This is a genomic window from Providencia sp. PROV205 (assembly GCF_028479505.1).
Classification (GTDB): Bacteria; Pseudomonadota; Gammaproteobacteria; order Enterobacterales; family Enterobacteriaceae; genus Providencia; species Providencia huaxiensis.
This window is the reverse complement of record NZ_JAMPNU010000011.1, coordinates 1-22,442: the sequence shown is the minus strand read 5'-3', so window position 1 is coordinate 22,442 and position 22,442 is coordinate 1. Positions and strand designations below refer to the sequence as shown.

The following is a 22,442-nucleotide window of genomic DNA, read 5'->3' as shown; positions in this document are numbered from 1 at the left end:
TAATCGGCGTGATTAATTTTAATTAACTGTAATCAATGGGGTACTTATAACAGTGGATGATTTGGTGTGTTTTTAATTATCTAACTAAGCAGAATATAAAACTTGGGATGTATCTGAGGCCACATTATGGCATCCTATTAGTATTCGTTCCTGACTAAAAAGATGATGACAGATTATGGCTCAGATTGCAGAAAACCCCCTTATTTTGGTTGATGGTTCTTCTTACCTATACCGTGCTTATCATGCATTCCCTCCACTGACCAATAGTGCTGGTGAGCCTACTGGGGCAATGTATGGCGTGCTTAATATGCTACGCAGTTTAGTTATGCAGTATAAACCTAGCCATGTAGCGGTTGTCTTTGATGCGAAGGGAAAAACATTTCGTGATGAATTGTTTGAAAGCTATAAGTCTCATCGCCCACCCATGCCTGATGATTTACGCGCTCAAATCGCCCCATTACATGAGATGGTTGAAGCGATGGGGTTGCCTTTACTTGTAGTTTCAGGCGTAGAGGCTGATGACGTTATCGGGACATTAGCCTGTGAAGCAAGCCGAAAAGGTATGCCTGTGTTAATCAGTACGGGCGATAAAGATATGGCGCAATTAGTTGAGCCTAATATTACGCTAATCAATACCATGAATAACACTATTCTAGGGCCTGATGAAGTTAAAGAAAAATACGGAGTTCCCCCTGAACTTATCATCGACTTTTTAGCATTAATGGGAGATTCATCAGACAACATTCCAGGCGTGCCTGGTGTTGGTGAAAAAACAGCACTCGCCTTGCTCCAAGGCATTGGTAGCTTAGAAGCAATTTATCGTGATCTTGACGCGATTGCCCCATTAGGCTTTAGAGGTTCTAAAACGTTAGCCCCTAAAATGGCGGAAAACCGTGAATTGGCTTTTTTATCCTATCAACTCGCGACGATCAAAACCGATGTGGAACTTGATAAAGCTTGTGAAGAGCTGCAAGTTGCTCAGCCTGATGTGGATAAACTGCATCAATTATTCAGCCGTTATGAATTTAAACGTTGGTTAACTGATGTTGAGAATGGGACTTGGATGGAGGGGAAAGGCGCAAGTACAAAAGCAAGCCCAACACCAGCAGCGTCACCGGTGAAGTCATCGAGCCCAGCAGTCCCAACATTGAGTGCTGAAAATTACCAAACGATTTTGGAAAAAGCCGATTTAGAGCAGTGGGTTGAAAAGTTGAGCAAAGCACCATTATTTGCTTTTGATACTGAGACGGACAGCTTAGATACTCAGGAAGCCCGTTTAGTGGGGATGTCATTTGTAATTGAGCCAGGGCATGCCGCTTATTTGCCATTAGGTCACGACTATTTGGATGCGCCAGTACAACTTCCTCTGGAAGAAGTTTTGGAAGTTATGAAGCCTTTACTTGAGAGTGAAAAAATCCTCAAAATTGGCCAAAATTTGAAATATGACGCAGAAGTTCTTGAAAATTATGGCATTGAATTAAAAGGCATTGGTTATGACACAATGCTGGAGTCATATGTGTTAAACAGTGTTGCGGGGATGGGACGCCATGATATGGACAGCTTGGCCGACCGCCATCTGAACCATAAAACCGTGAGCTTTGAAGAAATCGCGGGTAAGGGCAAAAAACAGCTGACATTTAACCAAATTGCTTTAGAGCAAGCCGCTAATTATGCGGCGGAAGATGCAGATGTCACGTTATTACTGCATCAAGCGTTATATCCACAACTAGAGGCTGAACCTAAGCTTAATCACATTTTCCAAAATATTGAAATGCCACTTGTGCCTGTATTAGTCCGAATGGAGCGTAAAGGCGTTTTAATTGACGCAAACGTGCTTGCTGCGCAGTCGAAAGTGATTACTGCCCGTTTAGCTGAATTGGAAAAAGAGGCTTTTGAACTTGCAGGGGAAGAGTTTAACCTCGCTTCACCAAAGCAATTGCAAACGATTTTATTCGAAAAATTACAACTGCCAGTGATAAAGAAAACGCCAAGTGGGGCTGCGTCGACCAATGAAGAAGTGCTTGAAGAATTGGCGCTGAACCATGCATTGCCAAAATTGTTACTCGAGCACCGTAGTTTAGCCAAATTAAAATCCACGTATACGGATAAACTCCCTCTAATGATTAGCCCGCGGACTCAGCGTGTTCATACTTCTTATCACCAAGCTGTCACAGCAACAGGGCGTTTGTCTTCTCGGGATCCTAACCTACAAAACATCCCAGTGAGAACTGAAGAAGGGCGTCGTATCCGCCAAGCCTTTATTGCGCGTGAAGGCTACAAAGTGATGGCAGCGGACTATTCACAAATTGAATTACGTATTATGGCGCATTTATCCCAAGATAAGGGCCTATTAACCGCGTTTGCTGAAGGGAAAGATATCCATAAGGCGACGGCCGCTGAAGTCTTTGGTGTGCCACTGGAACAAGTTACTAGCGATCAACGTCGAAGTGCCAAGGCGATTAACTTTGGGCTTATCTATGGCATGAGCGCATTTGGTTTAGCACGCCAATTGGGGATCCCTCGTGGTGAAGCTCAGCGCTATATGGATCTCTACTTTGAACGCTACCCAGGTGTATTGCGTTATATGGAAAACACACGCTTACAGGCTTCCGAACAAGGCTATGTTGAAACACTTGAGGGGCGTCGTTTATATTTAGCGGACATTAAATCCAGTAATGGAATGCGCCGTAAAGCAGCAGAACGCGAAGCAATCAACGCACCAATGCAAGGAACCGCAGCGGACATCATTAAAAAAGCCATGATTGCCGTTGATAATTGGTTGCAAACGGAAAAACCACATGCAGACATGCTAATGCAAGTTCACGATGAATTAGTCTTTGAGGTCAAAGAGTCAGAATTAGAGCGTGTCCAAGCTCAAGTTCAGTCATTAATGGAACAAAGTATGAAACTCGATGTACCATTAAAAGTGGATGTGGGAATTGGTGATAACTGGGATGAAGCTCATTAATTTTTAACCATATTGAATATACAAACCTCCAAGACGTCATTGGAGGTTTTTTTATGTTCAGCAAAGGCATAACAGATAATTATGCATTTGAAATTATTTACTAGAAATTTAATCTAACTCTGCAATAAATCAATTATTTTTGTGATGACAGTCAAAAAAATGATTAACATTTTTATGCGACATACATCTCATAAATATGTAATTAAAATCCGTTTTTTGGCTCATTCTATTCATATTTCCGTGCTGAATCGTAGAAAGCTTTGAAAAAAAATTACAAAAAGGCTTTTTTTCGAGCGAAAAATAAAGTACATTAATAGGCGTAGGGTACAGAGGTAAGATGTTCTATCTTTCAGACCTTTTACTTCACGTAATCGGATTTAGCTGAATATTAGCTGCTCCAGTCAAAGTTTTTTGACTGGAGCATTTTTTTATCTAAAATTCAGAGAATTAGAAGATATAAGGCTGTAATGAGCCATTTCTGGCTCACAATAAGAGAAATCAAGCAGGTGTGTTATACCAGCTATCTAGCTTAATGCGGAGTTTATCAACACCAATCTTTTTCAGCGCTGAAAAGTATTCCACTTCAATATCCCCTTCAAGTGGAGCAAGTGCTTGGCGAACTTCCGTTAACTGTTTCTTTCTTGCACCAGAGGCAAGTTTGTCTGCTTTAGTGAGCAAAACTAAAACGGGTACATTCATTGCAACAGACCATTCAATCATTTGCATATCGAGGTCTTTTAATGGATGGCGGATATCCATTAATACAACAAGCCCCTTAATACATTCTCTCTTTTGGAGATATTCCCCGAGTGCTTGTTGCCATTTACGTTTCATTTCTTCAGGAACTTCGGCATAACCATATCCCGGAAGGTCAACAAGGCGAACGCCTTCCTCAACTTCAAATAGGTTGATTAGCTGAGTTCTTCCTGGTGTTTTACTGGTACGTGCTAAGCTTTTTTGCTGTGTTAATGCATTCAATGCACTGGATTTCCCCGCATTAGAGCGGCCAGCAAAAGCCACCTCAATTCCGGTATCTTTAGGTAGATGACGGATATCGGGTGCACTGATGACAAATTTTGCCATCTGGTAGTTATGATTTTTAATTGCCATTTGTCGTTCTCCCTGAGTTAGCCTCAAAAGGCTCGGGGATTATAGCTTTGCTTAGCGCTTCACGACAACTCGAAATATCCTCTCAGCCACTTTTCCTTTTGAGGACGGTCTTATTTTTATGTGTTGTGTGCGATGAAATGGCAATAATAGAGAAATAGCCATTATTCATGACGTCTTTTACTGAAATTGGTCTAGAATTTAGCGTATTTAGTGTGTTTCTATTTTTTGGCGTAAATATAGGTAAATCTTCAGCATTCTTGTTGGCTTCACTCTAGAATTGCTAGATTGCAGTTGTAATGAGCTATAACGAAAGGGATCTTACATGTTAAAACGAATTTTTGTGCCACTTTTGGCCGTCTGCGCAATGAGCGCATCTTCTCTTGCATTATCTGCGGGTGAGACTTATATCAAATTAGTCACGTCAGCGGGTGATATCGAATTAGAACTGAATAGCAAAAAAGCCCCTGTTACGACAGAAAACTTCGTTCAGTATGTTAATGAAGGTTATTACAACGGAACCACTTTCCACCGTGTTATTCCTGGGTTTATGATCCAAGGCGGTGCGTTTGATAAAGATTTACAACAAAAACAAACCCGTGCACCGATTAAAAACGAAGCGGATAACGGCTTACGTAACTTGCGCGGTACTATCTCAATGGCGCGTACAGCGAATAAAGACAGTGCGACGAGCCAATTTTTCATCAATGTCGCAGATAATGCTTTCTTAGATCACGGCCAACGTGATTTTGGTTACGCTGTATTTGGTAAAGTGGTGAAAGGGATGGATGTTGCAGATAAAATCTCTAAAGTAAAAACGGAAAACGTGGGGCCATATCAGAATGTCCCAGTTGACCCTATTACAATCATTTCTGCTGAAGTGATTAAAAAGCCATAGTGATCAAAATGGTAGCGATCAAAAACGGTAGTGATTAAAAACTATCGTGTCGAATACAGTGGGTAGGTTGCTTTAACGTGCCCACTTTTATAAAAAACAACGTTTTCACCCCCCCTTTGAGTTTCCCTTCATTGACTGCCTTAACTAAAATGTGTCAGCTTCTACTCATTTTTAATAACCTTTTATTTCGTTGTATTTAAAGTAAATCTTAATCAAAATACGGGTTTGTTATAGGGATGTAAATATAATTCCATGATTTTTATATGGAAACTTATCTCCGATAAAAAACAATCATTGACTTAAATAGGCTATTTTCCTGCTTTGGCTGTGCTATGATAGCCGCCCTTATTATTTTTATGGTGTTTTAATCATCGTTCTGATTGCCAACACGATAAAAATATGCATAAGAATTAATACATAATGATAAAAATCAGTCGGATAGGCTAATATGCTTCTACTTATTGATAATTACGATTCATTTACTTACAACTTATACCAATACTTTTGTGAGTTAGGGACTGAAGTTGTTGTAAAACGTAATGATGAAATTACCATCGAAGAAATTGAACAGCTTTCGCCTACACATCTTGTGATTTCACCTGGGCCATGTACACCGGATGAGGCTGGCATCTCCCTTGAGGCGATCAAATACTTTGCAGGTAAACTACCTATTTTAGGCATTTGCTTAGGGCATCAAGCGATTGGGCAAGCTTTTGGTGCATCAGTCGTTAAAGCACGAGAAGTTATGCACGGTAAAACCTCTGCTATCCACCATAACCATCAAGGTGTATTCAAGGGCTTGAACCGCCCCTTGACAGTGACACGCTACCATTCTCTGGTGATTGCGGCAGAGACGCTTCCTGTTTCTTTTGATGTATCAGCGTGGTCACTGAATAATGGTGATGTTGATGAAATCATGGGAATACGGCACAAAACCTTGCCTATAGAGGGCGTTCAGTTCCATCCTGAAAGCATTCTGAGTGAACAAGGTCATGAATTACTCAATAATTTTCTGAAATATTAATTTAGAAATATCGTTCAGAATAAATTAATTATGCATATTATGCCCTTTGCTATTGCTCTTTTTTGATTTTTTATTCATATTTAATGCTTATGTTTTCATTTTCGCATTAAATAAGAGCAGGTGAGGGGTATGTCAGAGCAACCAGTAGTAAATCGGCAGACTTTTGATCAAGTTATGTTGCCTATTTTTTCGCCGGCGGAATTTATTCCAGTTAAAGGCGAAGGGAGCCGCGTTTGGGATCAGCAAGGTAAAGAATATATTGATTTTGCTGGTGGGATCGCTGTTCTTGCTTTGGGGCATTGCCACCCTAGTTTGGTGTCGGCTGTGCGTGAACAAAGCGAAAAGCTATGGCATGTCAGTAATATTTTCACCAACGAGCAGGCGCTGAAGTTAGCACAAAAGCTCACGAATGCGACATTTGCTGACCGTGCATTTTTTGTGAATTCCGGCTCAGAAGCTAACGAAGCCGCGTTTAAATTAGCGCGTCGCTACGCTATCACCAAATATAACCCATATAAAACTAAGATTATTGCTTTTAAACAAGCTTTTCATGGGCGCACATTATTTACCGTTTCGGTTGGTGGGCAAGCGAAATATGCAGATGGCTTTGGGCCAAAACCCGCGGATATTATTCATGTGCCTTTTAATGACCTTGATGCAGTCAAAGCGGTGATTGATGAAAATACCTGTGCAGTGGTGTTAGAGCCCGTACAAGGGGAAGGTGGTGTAACCGCAGCAACATCAGAATTTCTGCAAGGAGTTCGTAAGCTGTGTGACGACAATAACGCATTGTTGATTTTTGATGAAGTACAAAGCGGTATGGGGCGTACAGGCAAACTATTTTCTTATATGCATTTCAACGTTGTGCCTGATATTTTAACCACGGCAAAAGCATTGGGTGGCGGTTTTCCTATCAGTGCAATGATCACCACTGAAGAAGTGGCAAAAACCATGGAAGTGGGGGCGCACGGTACGACTTATGGTGGCAATCCATTAGCTTGTGCGGTGGGGAATGCGGCATTTGATATTATTAATACTGAAGAAGTGTTAAGTGGTGTCGAAAAGCGTCGTGAATTATTTGTTGCTCATTTAAATAAACTTAACGATAAATACCACATCTTTTCTGAGATCAGAGGAATGGGGTTATTAATCGGCGCGGAGTTAGATGGCAAATTATTAAAACGTTCGAAAGATATTTTGCAAGCCAGTGCTGTAGAAGGCTTAATGATGTTAAATGCAGGCACTAACGTATTGCGTTTTACGCCCTCACTGATTATTTCTGAGGAAGAAATTAATAGTGGGATGGCGAAATTAGATGCGGCGATCGGGAAATTGCTGAGTTAACCATGAGATAAGATTGCAGAAAATATTTTCTGCAATCTATTTTTTAATGTTATTTAATTTTTTTTATTGAATTTAATTTTGAAATAGTATTTTTTTGAAACTGTATTTCTTTCCACATCTTGCTACTAAGTTGCTTTAATTCATTAGACGTTTTTTCTATTCCTTTTTCTATTTTACTCAATTTCATTGGGGTCATTGAGGTTGCTTTATGAATTTGGGAAGTTTTATAAATAGGCAGATGTTGTCTTAGTTTAGATGATTGCGTTTGTTTAATTATTAAGGAGCTAGCATTATTTGCTTTTAGGTGTTCAGGTAAATTAACGATTGCTTTCTCTCCTTTGTGGAGTCGATTGGTAGAATCACTGTGTCCATAGGTAATTTTGTCGGCCTTTCTAATTTTTCCTGGTTCTGGAATTCGATAAAGTGTTTTTTTTAAGCTTGTATTTAGTAAATAGCTGTCCATTATTTCAGTAGGTATTTCTGTTTTATTCGTCGTTGATGGTCTATTAGCTTTAATTAACTGAGGAATATGGCTTTTTTTTGATTTAATTGGATGCTCTATTTTTTTAACCTGTGAAAAATCGTACGTTTTGATTCGTTTAGGTATTAGGCTTTTTTGCTTTTCTTTATAATTACTTATATCATCAGAATGATAGCCAGATGAGCTTAAACTTACATTACTTGATGAGTGGGTGAGTTCAAAAGAAGATATTTTATCTGTATTTTTGATTTTATCATCTTTATTTTTTTCTTCTTTTTCAATTACTTGTTTAAAATTATTGTATTCATCTTCCAGCATTTCGATGGTTGCTCTCATTTTATTGAAGATAACATTAATATCACGAACTTTACCATTTGGTGATATTGGGAAATCTATAATATCGATGATATTTAATTTTTCGAACTGCTTATGATTTTGATACAGGGGGTGGATTTCCTCTTCAGGTTTTGACTCTCGGCTTATCAGTTTATTAATTTTCGATTCAACTCGGATCATTTCATCGAGTAGGATTTTATAGTTATTATATAAATCTGATTTTTCTTGCTGTATTGTATAAATGATATCACTCGTAGCCTTGGCATGATTAGTTTTTTCATGTTGTTTCATTAAGTTTTTTCTGGCTATAGTAGCCTCATCAGTAATTTTAGCCTTCCCATTTTCAAACTTAACGCATAGTTCTTCATTGTTATTTTTTTTAAGTATATTTTTTAAATAACGAATGCCTTTTTCATGTGTTGATTTTATTTCTAATATTAAATTTGAAAATCGACCAGCTGAGCGATTTAAACGGAAATCTTTAAAAACTTTGGTTTCTGTAGTGCTTATTTTATTAAGTGGCATTAGCTCGGTATCCTTTTTTTCACTGATAAGTGAATCATTTTTTATTTCAATGCTATTTTTGAAGATATCTAATGAGGAAACTAAATCATCCTCATGATAGGTATAAGGTAATAAGAGCTTTTCAACAGGTGGTGAATAGGGTAGTTGATTTAGTACGGGCTGTGCACTTTCGTGAAATTCACTATTCTGAATTGCAAAGTTTATTTTATTATAACTCTCTGAGCTCAATGGCTTAATAATATTTAGATTATCAATGACTGAGGTTTTTTTGTATGGAATTACTTTGTTGTTAATGTTAATAAATATACTGGCTTGATTATTTACTTTAGTATCTAACGTCACGACTAATAATCTCCTAATAATGGTTAACTCCCATTATATTAGTTCGATAATTAGCTAGAAGAATATAAAGAAACGATACTCATTAATGAAAGTATATAAATAGGCTATGGATAAGCAAAAATAGCGTTATACCGGAGGTATAACGCTATTCTAAAGTGGGCGCCTCGCCAAGAGAGCGAGGCTGAAAGGTTAATTAACGAGTGCCGTAAACAACAATGGTTTTACCATGTGCAGAGATCAGGTTTTGGTCTTCTAACATTTTTAAAATACGACCAACTGTTTCACGGGAACAACCCACGATTTGGCCTATTTCCTGACGAGTGATTTTGATTTGCATACCGTCTGGATGTGTCATTGCATCGGGTTGTTTGGCTAAATTTAATAGCGTTTGAGCAATTCGGCCAGTAACGTCCAAGAATGCAAGGTTACCGACTTTCTCAGATGTTGTTTGTAGGCGGCTAGCCATTTGCGCAGAAAGGCGCATTAAAATATCAGGGTTTACCTGAATCAATTGACGGAATTTTTTATATGAAATTTCAGCAACTTCGCAGGCGACTTTTGCTCTAACCCACGCAGTGCGTTCTTGCCCTTCTTCAAATAACCCAAGCTCACCAATGAAATCCCCTTGATTCAGGTAAGAGAGGATCATTTCTTTGCCTTCTTCATCTTTAATTAAAACAGCCACCGAACCTTTAACGATATAGTAAAGGGTTTCTGCTTTCTCACCCTGATGGATAAGAGTGCTCTTGGATGGATATTTATGAATATGGCAGTGTGACAAAAACCATTCAAGAGTAGGGTCTGTTTGTGGCTTGCCGAGAACCATTAGCGTTATCCTCTGTATGTTATTGCAGCCATTCGGAAAAACGTCTAGAAAGGCTGGCTTTAAAGTCACTAGCTTAGCATATTAATTTGCCTTATATACCTTTAAATAATCAAGAGGCTGATTACTTCAGCGCTTTTGATTGCTTTTGGTAACGCAAATTGATATCAACACTATAATATGATCAATTAAACCGTTGAGTTTTGATCTTAATCCTATCAACTAAGTATTGTTTGTAGCATATCCAATACAGAAAGTCTCCCCTGTATCGCTTCAGCCAAATAAAGTTGATATAACATTCATTGTATCTATGGAACAATGTAGCCTTTAAATCGATTTCATTTCAAGGGGAAATACAATGGAAGCAAGAGTAAAGTGGGTTGAAGGACTTTCTTTTTTAGGGGAGTCAGCGTCTGGGCACCAAGTGATGATGGATGGCAATGCGGGCGATAAAGCGCCAAGTCCAATGGAAATGGTGCTAATGGCGGCCGGCGGCTGTAGCGCGATTGATGTCGTTTCGATTTTACAAAAGGGCCGTTACGATGTTACTGATTGTGAAGTTAAATTAACCTCACAGCGCCGTGAAGAAGCCCCGCGTTATTTTGTGAAAATCCATTTGCATTTTATTGTAACTGGGAATGAATTAACGGAAAAAGCGGTCGAACGTGCTGTTCAACTTTCTGCTGAAAAATATTGCTCAGTGGCATTGATGTTAGAGAAAACCGTTGAAGTCACACACAGCTTTGAAATAAAAAACTAAAAATAAATTTAATTTTTACTAATATATTTGAATTGAAAGATGCTTATCTTAATTAATGATAAGCATCTTGTTTATTAATCAAAAAATAATTTAATTGTTGTTCTTTTGATTAATTAATTTTTCGACTATTGGTGCCATAATTAATTCCATTGCTAACCCCAATTTCCCTCCTGGAACGACAATTGTATTCATTGCGGAAATAAATGAGCCAGATATCATTGATAGCAAATAGGGGAAATCAATTTGTTCTAGCCCACGAAAACGGATTACAATAAAGCTTTCGTCTTGTGACGGAATCGCTTTTGCTGAGAATGGGTTAGATGTGTCTACCGTTGGAACACGTTGGAAATTGATGTGAGTGCGAGAAAATTGTGGCGTGATGTAATTAATATAGTCCCCCATAGAACGCACAACCGAGTCCATGACTGCTTCGCGAGAGTGCCCTCGCTCTGTGGTATCGCGGATCAATTTTTGGATCCATTCTAAGTTGACAATAGGGACAACACCGACAAGCAAATCAACATGTTGTGCAACATTATGTTCTGGAGTAACAACACCCCCATGCAGCCCCTCATAAAATAAAATATCTGTTTTGTCTGGCAGCGGTTCCCAAGGGGTGAATGTCCCAGGTTGTAAGCCATAAGGTACCGCTTCATCATAAGTATGTAGATATTTACGGGACTGCCCACAGCCGGTTTTTGCGTAGTCGACTAAGGTTTGTTCAAGCAAAGCAAAATCATTCGCTTCGGGGCCAAAATAACTGATGTGCCGCCCTTGTTCTCTGGCTTTACGGATAGCCATATCCATTTCAGGACGTGTATAGCGGTGAAAGCTATCCCCTTCCAGTGTTGCCGGTTGGATATTTAATTGGTGAAAAACTTTACGAAATGCTTGGCTAGTTGAGGTTGTGCCAGCACCGCTTGAACCGGTGATGGCTATGATTGGGTGCTTTTTGGACATCGCAGACTCCCTGTGTTGCGCTAATAAGCACTATTTTAATCAACAGTGCATGAAGCGGATTAACGGGTGTTAGGGTTATGAGCCTTATTTGATAGTTTTACAACATGGTTGCGTTAGAAAACACCCAACTTAATTTATGGTAGATGATGACGTCAAAATGAACCACGGAATAAAAATATCATAAAGAAAAACTTCCCTTAGGCATGAAATTAACCGATTCATGCAATTCAGACCAGACTAGCACAATTTCACCAGAAACTAACTGCCGTTTCACATCGTTAACCTTATCTTGCAAGCTTTTTTCATGGGAGCCATAGTCTGTCCCTTCTCGTAAAACATAGCTTTCAATCAGATTTTCCAATGTTTCAGGGGCAAGTTCTTGCCATGGAACAATCACATTATTTCCTTATTTAAATAAGGCATTAACCATTGGGGAATGCGGGTTTCTAACCACATTTGCGGTTTTCTCAAGGTACCGCTCACAAAGCCTACGTGTCCGCCATGTTCCGTCATTTGGTATTCCACATTGTGGGGTAAAAATGATAAATCAGGCACAACTTCAGGTGCCATAAATGGATCATCTTTGGCGTGAATAATTAACGTTGGTTTAGTGATATAAGCTAATTTGGGCAATGCACTGCATTTTTGATAATAATCGGTAGCATCATCAAACCCATGAATACGCGCAGTAATCACATCATCAAACTCACGGATCCGCTTAAGCTGCTTCAATTGCAGTAGGTTTAAAGGGAGTGATCCCGGGTAGCGCACTAATTTACGCGTTGCATTACGTTTTAAGCCATTTAGTAAATAGCGTTGATAGAATTGAGATATCCCTTTTTCCATTCGCAAAGAACAGGCTTCCAACATCAAAGGGGCAGAAACAACAACACCTGCATCGATATCTGCATTTTGCCCACTTTCAGCGAGATAGCAGGCTAACATATTGCCCCCAAGAGAATAACCAACAGCTGCGGTTGGTGCATCCCCAAAGGTCTTTTTTAGCCAACGGAGGAAATAGCGGGCGTCATTTGTTTCGCCTGAATGGTAAATTCGCTGCTGGCGATTTGGCTCACCGCTACAACCTCTAAAGTGCATCACCACACCCAACCAACCGTTATTTTGGGCCGCTTCTAGCATCCCGTGGGCATAAGGGCTCTTAAAATTCCCTTCTAGGCCATGGAATATCACTAAACGTGGCTTGTGCGCCGCTAGCTCAGGTTTTTCGCTCCAAGCGAGATCGATAAAATCGCCATCTGGCAATTCAAGGCGCTGCCATATCGGTTTGATTTTCGGTGTTCTACGGAAAATCCTTGGCAGTAATGTTTGGAGGTGTGGATTTTTAGCCCAACTTATTGGACGAAAGTTTTCTGACATAGCCTTATTTTTATTTAATGGAGACTCTTGTGAGTCACATAACATACTGTTATTTTTTTGTGATGCAAGTAAACAAATTTGAGTTTGAGGCTAAATTATAAATGACATTGGGGCTGGTTTTTTCTCTTTTTACGTTTTTATTCATTGCTGCAGTCACTCCCGGCCCTAACAATATGTTGCTAACGTCAAGTGCAGCAAACTACGGTTTTCGCCATACGATAACATTATGCTTTGGTATTATGTTAGGCATGCAATCCATACTTTATCTTTCTGCATTCGGTATTGCTGCACTTTTACTGCTTTATCCCGCCATTCATATCGCATTAAAAATTGCTGGGAGCTTGTATTTACTTTGGCTCGCATGGAAAACCGCCACCGCTAATTATGCACCACTTAAGACCAATAGCGAAGTCGCGAAAAGCGTGACTTGGTATCAAGGGGGCTTATTGCAATTTTTAAACCCAAAAGCGTGGATGATGGGTTTAGGTGCTGTAGGGGGATTTAACCTCCCCGGTGAGTTATTTACCCAATCAATTTTAATGATGAGTGTTGCCTTTGTGATCGTGAATTTGCTGGCTGGCCTGATTTGGATGGGGTTTGGTTCTTTAATTAGCTTATTTTTACGCAGCCGCCGTGCTTGGTTTATTTTTAACTGGGTAATGGGCTTATTAACTGCACTGTGTGTGCCGTTAATTTGGTTGGAATGATCAGCTTTACCAAGAAGCGAGTATAATTGAGCTTCTTGGTGAATCTAGATATGAAAGACTTGGCTATTACCTGTCGGTAATTCAATCGTAAGGCTGAGTTTACCTCCAATTGCTTCAACATAGCGTTTTAATGTTGCCAGTTTAAGATCATTGCCTCGTTGTTCAATTTGAGTAATAGCTGGTTGAGAAATACCAAGGCGGCTGGCTAGCATCTTTTGCGAAATATTAAGTTCCTCTCGCATTAACTGAAGCCCCGTTGCAAGTATCATTTCATCCGCTAACTCGTTAATTCTTGCTTGGCTTTCTGGGCAGCGTTCAGCAATTACATCATGTAGGCTCTTCATTTTTTTTCTCCATCAATTTTAGATATGCAGTAAACTCATCATCCGCGATTCGTACCATAGTTTGATAAAAAAGTTTGTCATTACTTTTATCACCACCACATAAAACAATCGCTTGCCGCTGAATATCAAATACAAAAAATGCGCGGAGGGCTTTGCCTGCATGTTGAACCCTGAGTTCTTTCATGCTGCTGTACTTAGAGCCTTTTATTGTATCGGCATAGGGGCGAGGCAATCTTGGGCCAAAAACTTCTAAATTTCTAAGTGCAGCTAAAATTTTTTCTTGAGTGCGCCCATTTTGTTTGTTTAGCCAGGTTTCAAAACGAGGTGTTAATATGACTATCCACACGATGCATCCTTGCATAAGCTATGACGTATACAGAAAGTATAAGCTGTGGCTTATAATGTCAAGAACAAAAAAGCAGCCAACTAGCTGCTTTTTTGTTTGATCGAGTTATTAATCTAAATCGACATTTTTTGTCCCAAAGAAGTAAGTAAAAATAAAACCGAATAAGTAGGATGTGAATAACCCGCCTACATAAACTAACATTCCTGGGAACACGCCATCAGCAGAGGTCATCATTGGGATAGCGACTAAGCCGGATGGGCCAAAGACGGTATTTAAACCAACCGGTAACCCCATCCAAGCCACTAATCCAACAAAGAAACCTCCCGCAGCACCACCTAAACATGCTGTGATAAACGGCTTCATCCGCGGAAGAGTGACACCGTAGATCAGCGGCTCACCGACACCTAAGAAACCTGGAATGATGGCCCCACGAATTTGGTTACGTAATATCGAATCTTTTGCGGCTTTAACATACAACGCCATTGCGGCACCAACTTGCCCACCACCTGCCATCGCTAGGATAGGGAAAAGTGAGTTAAAGCCTTGAGTTTCAACCAATGCCATATATACCGGAACAAAACCTTGGTGCACGCCAAACATTACTGCAATCAAGAACAGCCCTGCTAGTATTGCCGTTCCGAATGGGTTGCTGCTTAAATGCACAAAAAGCCATGACATGCCAGAGAATAACCAACTGCCAATTGGCATGATGAAGATAAACACCGCAGCACCAACAATTAACAGGGTAATTGTTGAAGTTAAAATCATATCAAGGTTAGCTGGGATGATTTTACGTACCTGTTTTTCGACCCATGCGCCAAAAATACATGCAATCAAGACCCCAATAATGTTACCTCTTGGGTCGATAGCTAACCCGAAGAAGCTATTCATGTCAGAATAGAACCCTTTGGCTATTTCTGGGTTGTATCCAAGAACAAACAGTGAAGCGATGATGGCGCCATTTACTGCGCTACCGCCAAAGGCTTTTTGAGTGTTATAACCAATAAGAATACTTAGAAAGCTAAACAGCCCTTTGCTAAATACTGACATATATAAAATAGTATGTACGAGTAGGGTTTGCTCTTCAGACTTTGTCGGGAGACCCGCAGGGAAATAGCTCTGTTTTGCCAGTGTTGCAAAACCTAATAATAAGCCAGCAGCAATAAAACCCGGAATTAATGGTGTAAATATCGTGGCAAATTTTGATAAAAATCGGTGAACGGCACTGGTTTGTTTCTTTTTCAGTTGCTGCTTGTTTGCGGATGCAATATCTTTCAGGTCTTGAGGGGAAGATGGCTCCTGATGGTCGTCATCTTCACTTTCTAGCAATTGATTCATTAAATCCGCAGCAGTTTGTGCTTTGCCGGGGCCCACGATGATTTGCAGTTGTTCATCACTTTCAATAACACCAAGGACTCCTGCGATTTGTTTAAGTGCGGCTTTGTCGACCAACTGATCGTCATTGAGCGTCAAGCGTAGGCGTGTCATACAGTTGCCTGCTAACTTAATGTTGCGACGACCACCAACGTGTTGCAGAACTTGCTGCATCATTTCTATTGTTATTTTAGCCATGCTATTTATCTCATAAAATCCGCAGGTTAGGCGGAGGTAGCGATATTGAGTGCTGTGCGAATAAAGCCATTATTATTAGAGAGTAACTGGCGTGCTTCATCGGCATTCAAGCCAGATAACACCATTAAAATGGCGGTTTTACAGTGCCTATCACATTGTTGAAGCGCAGACTCTGCGGTGTTTCTATCGCATTGTGTCGCTTCCATCACAATTTTTGTTTGTCTTTCAATAAGTTTGGCATTTGTTGCTTCGACATCGACCATTAAATTACCAAACACTTTTCCGATACGGATCATTGCCCCTGTGGTTATCATATTTAGTACCAATTTTTGGGCTGTTCCCGCTTTCATACGGGAAGAACCCGTAACGACCTCTGGGCCAACAACGGGCGTGATGGCGATATCAGCACTATTAGCCACAGGGCTATTAGGGTTACAGCTGATAGCCGCGGTGGTGGCACCAATTTGGCGTGCGTAAGCGAGCGCGCCTAACACATAGGGAGTACGCCCACTGGCCGCGATGCCGACGAGTACATCATTTTTATTGAATTGAATATCTTTGAGGTCTTGTTCACCCAGCTCAGGCTTATCCTCTGCATTTTCTACGGCACGGAAGATAGCTTGGTGACCACCGGCAATTAAACCGACAACTTGTTCATGGGGCGTTCCATAAGTTGGTGGGCACTCACTGGCATCAAGGATCCCTAAACGGCCAGAGGTTCCTGCACCCGAGTAAATCAAACGACCCCCTTTTAAAAAGGCTTCTGCAACTTTATCAACCAGTTGGGCAATTTCAGGGAGCACTTTTTCAACCGCTAACGGAACGAGCTTGTCCTCATCATTAATGACCTTCAGCATTTTAGCCGTTGAGAGTTGGTCGATATTGGTACTGGCCTCATTACGGCTTTCAGTTACCATTTTGCTTAAGTCGATAGTCATAAAAATTGCTCCTAAATCAGTTATTGAACTAATATTAAGGAATTATTTATTCCTTTGGTGTGATTAAAATCACGGTGTTACCTATTCTAATTTGCGAATATAAAAGAATATTTTATTACCTAGTTTAGATTGAATGTCTATTATTGATTGAATTTAAACAATTATTTTCAAGTCATCGGTCAAATAAAATAGGAATAATTTATTATTAATTTATTCTGTAAAACGAAAAAAGAACGCTAATCTCGAGAGGGTGTCATGACACTATTAGATATCATTACTTGCTCATTACCGCGATTAGCGGAAAACCAACGCAAAATTGCACAATTTATCCTTGAAAATCCCGAAAATGTACTGAATCTGTCATCTCAGCAATTAGCGGAAATTTTAGATGTCAGCCAGTCTGCTATCGTTAAGTTTAGTCAGAAAGTTGGGGTAAAGGGGTATCCCGCTTTGAAACTCGCACTTAGTGAGATTATTGGGCGCCAGCAACTTAAGGAAGGAGCGCCTCATTCTGCTCTACATAATCGTATTGCGCCTGATGACAACTTGATGGTTGTTGCTCAGAAACTGGCAATGGAAAAAAATCATTCAATCACAGAAACAACAAAACTAATTGATTTCAAGCAATTTGAAAGAATTGTTGAACGAATAGACCAATCACAGAGAGTTCAAATTGTCGGTATTGGTGGGTCAGGATTAACAGCGAAAGATTTAAGTTACAAATTACAAAAAATTGGTATTACAACACTCGTGGAGTCAGACCATCATGTGCAAATAGCGGCTGCGCTCACGCTTAATACCCATGACGTACAAATCGTCATTTCTTTTACAGGAAGGCGTAAAGACATGCTAACAGCAGCGAATATTGCACGTAAGCAAGGGGCATGCGTTATCGCGATTACTCGTGATGGTGATTCACCATTGGGGCAAATTGCTGATTATGTTCTTGAAAGTATCGCAGAGGAAGATGAATGGCGTAGTTCGTCAATTTCATCAAGAACTGCACAAAACACACTGACTGATTTGATCTTTATGGCGTTATTGCAACGAAGGGAAGCGAAAGCGAAGTCATTGGTTATGAATGCAAGAGTAGTGATTAATAAATTAGATGAATGATTGATGGCTTAGATCCTCATCGATAACTTTGCAATCAAGCCTTATTTGCGTTAAGACTAATATCATAAGTATTTTGATTTTAAAACGTTAAAAGGGAGTTATTGATGAGAGCACTCATAGTTTATACGGAATTAACCGATGACGACTCCGTTATTAGCCATGCCGTAGCAAGACTCGCCAGTGAACTTAAAGATGAGCACGTAGAAACCGTGATCATTCGTAATTTTGAAGATGGGATGGCATACATTCGGTCAAATACCAGTATTGACTGTTTGTTATATGGTCGTGATATGTCAGACACGCAGGAACAAACGCAAGCACATCAGTTAATTACCCAACTTCACCGCAGGCAAGAAGATGTCCCTGTCTTTTTATTAAGTGATCGTGAAGAAGCCTTGACAGCATTTGACCGTAAGATGATGGAACAAGTCGATGAATTTGCGTGGATTTTAGAAGATTCCGCAGATTTTATTGCAGGCCGTGTCCTTGCCGCGATTATCCGTTACCGTGCTAATTTATTACCCCCGTTGATGAAAAGCTTGATTAAATACAGTGATGTACATGAATATTCATGGGCAGCACCGGGGCATCAAGGTGGTGTTGGGTTCACCAAAACCCCCGCAGGTCGCATCTATCATGATTTCTTTGGGGAGAACTTATTTCGTACGGATATTGGTATAGAGCGGGTTGCTGTGGGTTCACTGTTAGACCACACTGGCGCATTTGGTGAATGTGAAAGGAATGCCGCACGCATTTTTGGGGCTGATCAATCTTATTCCGTGGTCGTAGGAACATCAGGTTCGAATCGAACGATCATGCAAGCTTGCATGACGGATGACGATGTTGTTGTAATTGACCGCAACTGCCACAAATCTATTGAGCAAGGTTTGATTTTAACCGGAGCAAAACCGGTTTATATGACACCAAGCCGCAATCGTTATGGCATCATTGGCCCGATTTACCCTCAAGAAATGACACCGGAAGCAATTGTTGAGAAAATCGCTAAAAACCCATTAACTTCGGATAAAATAGGCAAACGACCTGCATATAGCGTCGTAACCAACTGTACTTACGATGGCGTATGTTATCACGCACGTAAAGTACAGGATTTGCTGGATAAATCATTAGATAGAATCCATTTCGACGAGGCATGGTACGGCTACGCACGTTTTAACCCTATCTACAATGACCACTTTGCGATGCGTGATGATCCTAGAAAAGACGATGAGCCAACTATTTTTGCGACTCACTCTACGCACAAATTATTGAATGCGCTTTCGCAAGCTTCATTTATCCACGTTCGAAATGGCCGCAATTCGATTGATTTCAATCGTTTTAACCAAGCCTATCATATGCATGCGACCACTTCGCCGCTATATGCAATCTGTGCCTCAAATGATATTGCCGCAGACATGATGGACGGTAACAGTGGGCGCTCACTTACTGATGAAGTGATCCGTGAAGCCATAGACTTCCGTCAATCACTGGGCTATCTATACAAAGAATTTATCAATGACGATGAGTGGTTCTTCAAACCATGGAATCAAGAAATGGTAAAAGACCCAGCAACAGGTAAACGCTATGCTTTTGAAGACGCCCCTGTTGAGCTGTTGATGAAAGAACAAAGCTGTTGGGTGATGAACCCCAAAGATAAATGGCATGGTTTTAAAGATATCCCTGAAAATTGGGCAATGCTGGACCCGATTAAAGTGAGTATCTTGTCACCGGGAATGGGAGATGACGGTAAATTACTGGGTAGCGGCGTCCCAGCTGCGTTAGTCACGGCATGGTTAAATCACTATGGTATTGTGCCGACCCGTACGACTGATTTCCAAATTATGTTCTTGTTTTCGATGGGAATTACAAAAGGGAAATGGGGAACGCTGGTCAATGCGCTGCTGTCGTTTAAGCGCCATTATGACAACAATACGGCACTGAAAAAGGTATTACCTGAAGTCGTTGAAGCGGCTCCTGAGATCTATGGTGAGATGGGGCTCCGTGATCTAGGCAATAAAATGTTTGTGTATCTGCAAAAAAATAACCCTGGAGGGCAGTTAAATCAGGCTTATGAGCAACTTCCTGCCGTGATGATGAGCCCACGCGATGCCTATCAAGAAATTGTCGCTAACCGCGTTGAAGCGGTTCCTTTAGAGAAACTTGCCGGACGTATTGCGGCTAACTCGATTATTCCTTATCCACCGGGTATCCCTATGTTGTTATCGGGTGAAAGCTTTGGCGATAAAAACAGCCCGCATATCGGCTACTTGCATAGTCTTCAAGCATGGGACAGCGAGTTTCCGGGTTTTGAGCATGAAACCGAAGGCACTGAAATTATTGATGGCCAGTATTATGTGATGTGTGTACGGGAAATTAACTAATCTTTTTTAGTAAAACATTAAGAAAGAGAAATAATCATAGGGTAAGTATATTTAACTATTAAGCTATCAGGAATTATTAAGTCATTAGAAATATTTAATGACTTAATAATTAAATATCTTTAAAAGTTATTCTAATATTATGTTTTACGTGAAAGAGGGTATTAACCCAATTATTTATATGGGTATTATGTGATAGTTCTATTCATCTAAATAAGAATACTTTGATAACGTTCAACTAGGAATAATCATGCTAAAAAAGAGAATAATAATTCCTGAATAAAGTCTAGATTTCCTAATTTATAATTGTTTCGATAAAGAACGTATTTAATTTTTATATGTGAATATTCACATCATGCTTTAATAACCCTATATATAATAGGAATATTACGCTATGAAAATATCTGTTTTTCTGCTTACTCATGGCTAAATTATACGCAAATTAAACAAATAAAAAACAAATTGGCAACATATTAAAGAGAGGATTGAAAATATTTAAAACACTTACAAAGGTGATATTTTCAAATTAATATATTTATTTTAATTGTTTTTTAATCTTTTGCTCTTTACTCCTTAAGAGTTATAAAAAAATATTTTAAACTTTAAACAATTTTTTTGTGTTATAAAACAGCAAGTTAAAGTCAATCGAAAAAATAACGGCCAATATTGATATCTATTCATTCGATTGATATAGCTATTGGTTATTTATTTGACGTATATCAATTGCAAACTATATAATGCCAAAAGTTTCAACATGTAACTAAATATTTTACCTTGCGAGGGGAAATTATAAGGTTAGAACAATAGAGTACAAATCATATATTTTTGCTATTGGGTTCTAATTAAATCCAATTTCTAGATGTCACCAATTCAATATTAATTTCCTTATTTAAATAAGGGAATAGCTTCCGTTTTAAATAAAAATTGACTGTATCAAAAAGGGTTGTTATGAGAAAAGTATATGGGGTTGCAATAATACTGTGTGTAATTGCACTCTCTGGCTGCATGAAGAATAATGGACTGCATGGTTATAATAAAGAGTCATGGAACAATAAGAACACTCTTAAAGAATATAATGTGGTCAATGATAATAAAGCATTGGTTTTATTTTATCGCCTAGACAATCAAGTCAAAGGGAAAACAATTAATATATTTGTGAATAATGAATATTTAACTTCGCTAGAAAGTAATTCCGTTAAGGGCATTGAGCTGTGTGCTGGAAGAAACAATTTAACAGCTCATAAGACAGACGTAAAAGAACGCTATAATACTAAATTAAATTCTTCCGATTTTTTCCAATTAGACGCTGGAAAAAAGCATCTATTTTTGATTGTTGAAGTTGATGGGAAAACTAAACTAAGAGCGATGGATGAGAAGGAACTGAATGATATTAAAGGAAATATAAGTGTTCAGTCTCATACCTTATCGCGTGTTGACATGCTCAAAGATTGTCAATAACTGAAAATACTCCAATAAATTTAAAACAATGAATAATTGTCTTCAATGAGGCAATGGATAACTATGTCTATAAAAAAAATATCAATTAAGATTAATAATAGCGAAAAAACAATTGAGCAACATTCTATTATTGCCGGGCAACAGGGTATAGGCCAACAAAATCAGCCATTACATATTAATGCAAAAAAAAATGTTAATTATCTCTTAATTGATGAAGAAACTAATTTTGCACCAGAAAATATCGCAGTTAAACGAGTTGATAAAAATTTATTTATTGCTTTTGAAGGTAGTGATATCGAGCAACCAGATATTATTATCGAAAATTATTTTGCAGATAATGGTGAAATTGGCTATCACGAGGGAAGCTCTAATCTAATTATTGGTCAACATGAAAATGGCCAGTATTTCCCATACATTCCAGAAAGTGCCGAAAAAAGTGATGCAATTAGTCAATTAGCGGATGGTCAAGCGACAGGGCAAGCCATTGGCGGTGATGCATTAGCACCAGTGTGGGCATTTAACCCATGGTGGTTAGCTGCGCTTATTCCTATTGCTGGTGTTATTGCTTCAAGTTCAGGTGGCGGAAGTAGTAGCTCTAAACCAGTAGAGCATGCCCCCGAAGCAAAAGATGACCGTGGTGT

20 protein-coding genes and 1 pseudogene are annotated in these 22,442 nt (G+C 39.4%); 11 read left to right on the top strand and 10 right to left on the bottom strand.

All coding sequences use genetic code 11. The features are described from left to right. Window positions 1–175 precede the first annotated feature (175 nt). Together polA and PR800_RS19655 are read left to right on the top strand one after the other, a co-directional pair. Window positions 176–2,968: a DNA polymerase I gene (polA, locus tag PR800_RS08110; protein ID WP_272530536.1), complete on the top strand. Its 2,793-nt coding sequence runs from the start codon at window positions 176–178 to the stop codon at window positions 2,966–2,968. Window positions 2,969–3,305: 337 nt separating this feature from the next. Continuing rightward, window positions 3,306–3,353, top strand: a complete 48-nt coding sequence (locus tag PR800_RS19655) for a hypothetical protein (RefSeq protein WP_438361642.1) — start codon at window positions 3,306–3,308, stop codon at window positions 3,351–3,353. Between the two features lie 113 nt (window positions 3,354–3,466). Here PR800_RS19655 and yihA read toward each other — a convergent pair whose 3' ends face one another. Then, complete coding sequence (gene yihA, locus PR800_RS08105; protein WP_102138887.1) at window positions 3,467–4,078, bottom strand: ribosome biogenesis GTP-binding protein YihA/YsxC; 612 nt, start codon at window positions 4,076–4,078, stop codon at window positions 3,467–3,469. 322 nt (window positions 4,079–4,400) lie between these two features. On the opposite strand from yihA, the gene ppiA reads away from it, so the two are divergent. From ppiA to PR800_RS08090, 3 genes are all read left to right on the top strand, one after another. Next, window positions 4,401–4,973, top strand: a complete 573-nt coding sequence (ppiA, locus tag PR800_RS08100; protein ID WP_102138888.1) for a peptidylprolyl isomerase A — start codon at window positions 4,401–4,403, stop codon at window positions 4,971–4,973. A gap of 448 nt (window positions 4,974–5,421) precedes the next feature. Continuing rightward, complete coding sequence (locus PR800_RS08095; protein ID WP_102138889.1) at window positions 5,422–5,997, top strand: aminodeoxychorismate synthase component II; 576 nt, start codon at window positions 5,422–5,424, stop codon at window positions 5,995–5,997. 129 nt (window positions 5,998–6,126) lie between these two features. Continuing rightward, entirely contained in the window at window positions 6,127–7,341 is a 1,215-nt protein-coding gene (locus PR800_RS08090; protein ID WP_272530534.1) for an aspartate aminotransferase family protein, read from the top strand. Window positions 7,342–7,390: 49 nt separating this feature from the next. On the opposite strand, the gene PR800_RS08085 is transcribed toward PR800_RS08090, so the two are convergent. Both PR800_RS08085 and crp read right to left on the bottom strand, forming a co-directional pair. Next, window positions 7,391–9,025 carry a hypothetical protein gene (locus PR800_RS08085; protein WP_272530532.1) on the bottom strand — a complete coding sequence of 545 codons (1,635 nt, stop codon included), beginning with the start codon at window positions 9,023–9,025 and terminating at the stop codon, window positions 7,391–7,393. 193 nt (window positions 9,026–9,218) lie between these two features. Beyond that, on the bottom strand, window positions 9,219–9,851 hold the full coding sequence (gene crp, locus PR800_RS08080) for a cAMP-activated global transcriptional regulator CRP (RefSeq protein WP_006813718.1): 633 nt from the start codon (window positions 9,849–9,851) through the stop codon (window positions 9,219–9,221). A gap of 355 nt (window positions 9,852–10,206) precedes the next feature. Between crp and PR800_RS08075 the strand changes: the two genes are divergently transcribed. Further along, the gene (locus tag PR800_RS08075; protein WP_102138892.1) at window positions 10,207–10,608 is read left to right on the top strand and encodes an OsmC family protein; all 402 of its coding nucleotides are present in this window, start codon (window positions 10,207–10,209) and stop codon (window positions 10,606–10,608) included. 90 nt (window positions 10,609–10,698) lie between these two features. Here the strand turns inward: PR800_RS08075 and PR800_RS08070 are convergent, their stop codons facing one another. The 3 genes from PR800_RS08070 to PR800_RS08060 all read right to left on the bottom strand — a co-directional run bounded on the left by PR800_RS08070 (window position 10,699) and on the right by PR800_RS08060 (window position 12,945). Then, complete coding sequence (locus PR800_RS08070) at window positions 10,699–11,568, bottom strand: phosphoribulokinase (RefSeq protein WP_004265947.1); 870 nt, start codon at window positions 11,566–11,568, stop codon at window positions 10,699–10,701. Window positions 11,569–11,746: 178 nt separating this feature from the next. Then, complete coding sequence (locus PR800_RS08065) at window positions 11,747–11,965, bottom strand: YheU family protein (RefSeq protein WP_102138893.1); 219 nt, start codon at window positions 11,963–11,965, stop codon at window positions 11,747–11,749. After that, window positions 11,962–12,945 carry a hydrolase gene (locus PR800_RS08060; RefSeq protein WP_102138894.1) on the bottom strand — a complete coding sequence of 328 codons (984 nt, stop codon included), beginning with the start codon at window positions 12,943–12,945 and terminating at the stop codon, window positions 11,962–11,964. Before PR800_RS08060 ends, PR800_RS08065 begins: the two co-directional genes overlap by 4 nt. 101 nt (window positions 12,946–13,046) lie before the next feature. On the opposite strand from PR800_RS08060, the gene PR800_RS08055 reads away from it, so the two are divergent. Next, window positions 13,047–13,652: a LysE family translocator gene (locus PR800_RS08055; RefSeq protein WP_210844310.1), complete on the top strand. Its 606-nt coding sequence runs from the start codon at window positions 13,047–13,049 to the stop codon at window positions 13,650–13,652. Between the two features lie 44 nt (window positions 13,653–13,696). Here PR800_RS08055 and PR800_RS08050 read toward each other — a convergent pair whose 3' ends face one another. The 4 genes from PR800_RS08050 to murQ form a co-directional block, all read right to left on the bottom strand. Continuing rightward, a complete protein-coding gene (locus PR800_RS08050) occupies window positions 13,697–13,996 on the bottom strand; it encodes a helix-turn-helix domain-containing protein (protein WP_210844318.1) in 300 nt (99 codons plus the stop codon). Beyond that, window positions 13,980–14,336: a type II toxin-antitoxin system RelE/ParE family toxin gene (locus PR800_RS08045; RefSeq protein ID WP_229597588.1), complete on the bottom strand. Its 357-nt coding sequence runs from the start codon at window positions 14,334–14,336 to the stop codon at window positions 13,980–13,982. The genes PR800_RS08050 and PR800_RS08045 overlap by 17 nt, the downstream gene beginning before the upstream one ends. A gap of 114 nt (window positions 14,337–14,450) precedes the next feature. Next, complete coding sequence (murP, locus tag PR800_RS08040) at window positions 14,451–15,914, bottom strand: PTS N-acetylmuramic acid transporter subunit IIBC (protein WP_272530530.1); 1,464 nt, start codon at window positions 15,912–15,914, stop codon at window positions 14,451–14,453. 26 nt (window positions 15,915–15,940) lie between these two features. Next, entirely contained in the window at window positions 15,941–16,852 is a 912-nt protein-coding gene (gene murQ, locus PR800_RS08035) for an N-acetylmuramic acid 6-phosphate etherase (protein ID WP_272530529.1), read from the bottom strand. Window positions 16,853–17,107: 255 nt separating this feature from the next. Here murQ and PR800_RS08030 point away from each other — a divergent pair, with 255 nt between their 5' ends. The 4 genes and pseudogenes from PR800_RS08030 to PR800_RS08015 all read left to right on the top strand — a co-directional run. After that, the gene (locus PR800_RS08030) at window positions 17,108–17,968 is read left to right on the top strand and encodes a MurR/RpiR family transcriptional regulator (RefSeq protein ID WP_102138899.1); all 861 of its coding nucleotides are present in this window, start codon (window positions 17,108–17,110) and stop codon (window positions 17,966–17,968) included. Window positions 17,969–18,072: 104 nt separating this feature from the next. After that, window positions 18,073–20,346: an arginine decarboxylase gene (gene adiA, locus PR800_RS08025; RefSeq protein ID WP_272530528.1), complete on the top strand. Its 2,274-nt coding sequence runs from the start codon at window positions 18,073–18,075 to the stop codon at window positions 20,344–20,346. Between the two features lie 945 nt (window positions 20,347–21,291). Then, entirely contained in the window at window positions 21,292–21,801 is a 510-nt protein-coding gene (locus PR800_RS08020) for a cell envelope biogenesis protein OmpA (RefSeq protein ID WP_166265886.1), read from the top strand. Between the two features lie 63 nt (window positions 21,802–21,864). Then, a pseudogene (locus tag PR800_RS08015) lies at window positions 21,865–22,442 on the top strand (Ig-like domain-containing protein); the annotation flags it as partial.

Bases quoted from the DNA above. Each gene is read 5' to 3' on its own strand.
- adiA (WP_272530528.1), top strand. From the start codon at position 18,073: ATGAGAGCACTCATAGTTTATACGGAATTAACCGATGACGACTCCGTT.
- murQ (WP_272530529.1), bottom strand. From the start codon at position 16,852: ATGACTATCGACTTAAGCAAAATGGTAACTGAAAGCCGTAATGAGGCC.
- PR800_RS08095 (WP_102138889.1), top strand. From the start codon at position 5,422: ATGCTTCTACTTATTGATAATTACGATTCATTTACTTACAACTTATAC.
- PR800_RS08090 (WP_272530534.1), top strand. From the start codon at position 6,127: ATGTCAGAGCAACCAGTAGTAAATCGGCAGACTTTTGATCAAGTTATG.
- PR800_RS08050 (WP_210844318.1), bottom strand. From the start codon at position 13,996: ATGAAGAGCCTACATGATGTAATTGCTGAACGCTGCCCAGAAAGCCAA.
- polA (WP_272530536.1), top strand. From the start codon at position 176: ATGGCTCAGATTGCAGAAAACCCCCTTATTTTGGTTGATGGTTCTTCT.
- PR800_RS08075 (WP_102138892.1), top strand. From the start codon at position 10,207: ATGGAAGCAAGAGTAAAGTGGGTTGAAGGACTTTCTTTTTTAGGGGAG.
- PR800_RS08060 (WP_102138894.1), bottom strand. From the start codon at position 12,945: ATGTCAGAAAACTTTCGTCCAATAAGTTGGGCTAAAAATCCACACCTC.
- crp (WP_006813718.1), bottom strand. From the start codon at position 9,851: ATGGTTCTCGGCAAGCCACAAACAGACCCTACTCTTGAATGGTTTTTG.
- PR800_RS08020 (WP_166265886.1), top strand. From the start codon at position 21,292: ATGAGAAAAGTATATGGGGTTGCAATAATACTGTGTGTAATTGCACTC.
- PR800_RS08055 (WP_210844310.1), top strand. From the start codon at position 13,047: ATGACATTGGGGCTGGTTTTTTCTCTTTTTACGTTTTTATTCATTGCT.
- ppiA (WP_102138888.1), top strand. From the start codon at position 4,401: ATGTTAAAACGAATTTTTGTGCCACTTTTGGCCGTCTGCGCAATGAGC.
- PR800_RS08070 (WP_004265947.1), bottom strand. From the start codon at position 11,568: ATGTCCAAAAAGCACCCAATCATAGCCATCACCGGTTCAAGCGGTGCT.
- yihA (WP_102138887.1), bottom strand. From the start codon at position 4,078: ATGGCAATTAAAAATCATAACTACCAGATGGCAAAATTTGTCATCAGT.
- PR800_RS08030 (WP_102138899.1), top strand. From the start codon at position 17,108: ATGACACTATTAGATATCATTACTTGCTCATTACCGCGATTAGCGGAA.
- murP (WP_272530530.1), bottom strand. From the start codon at position 15,914: ATGGCTAAAATAACAATAGAAATGATGCAGCAAGTTCTGCAACACGTT.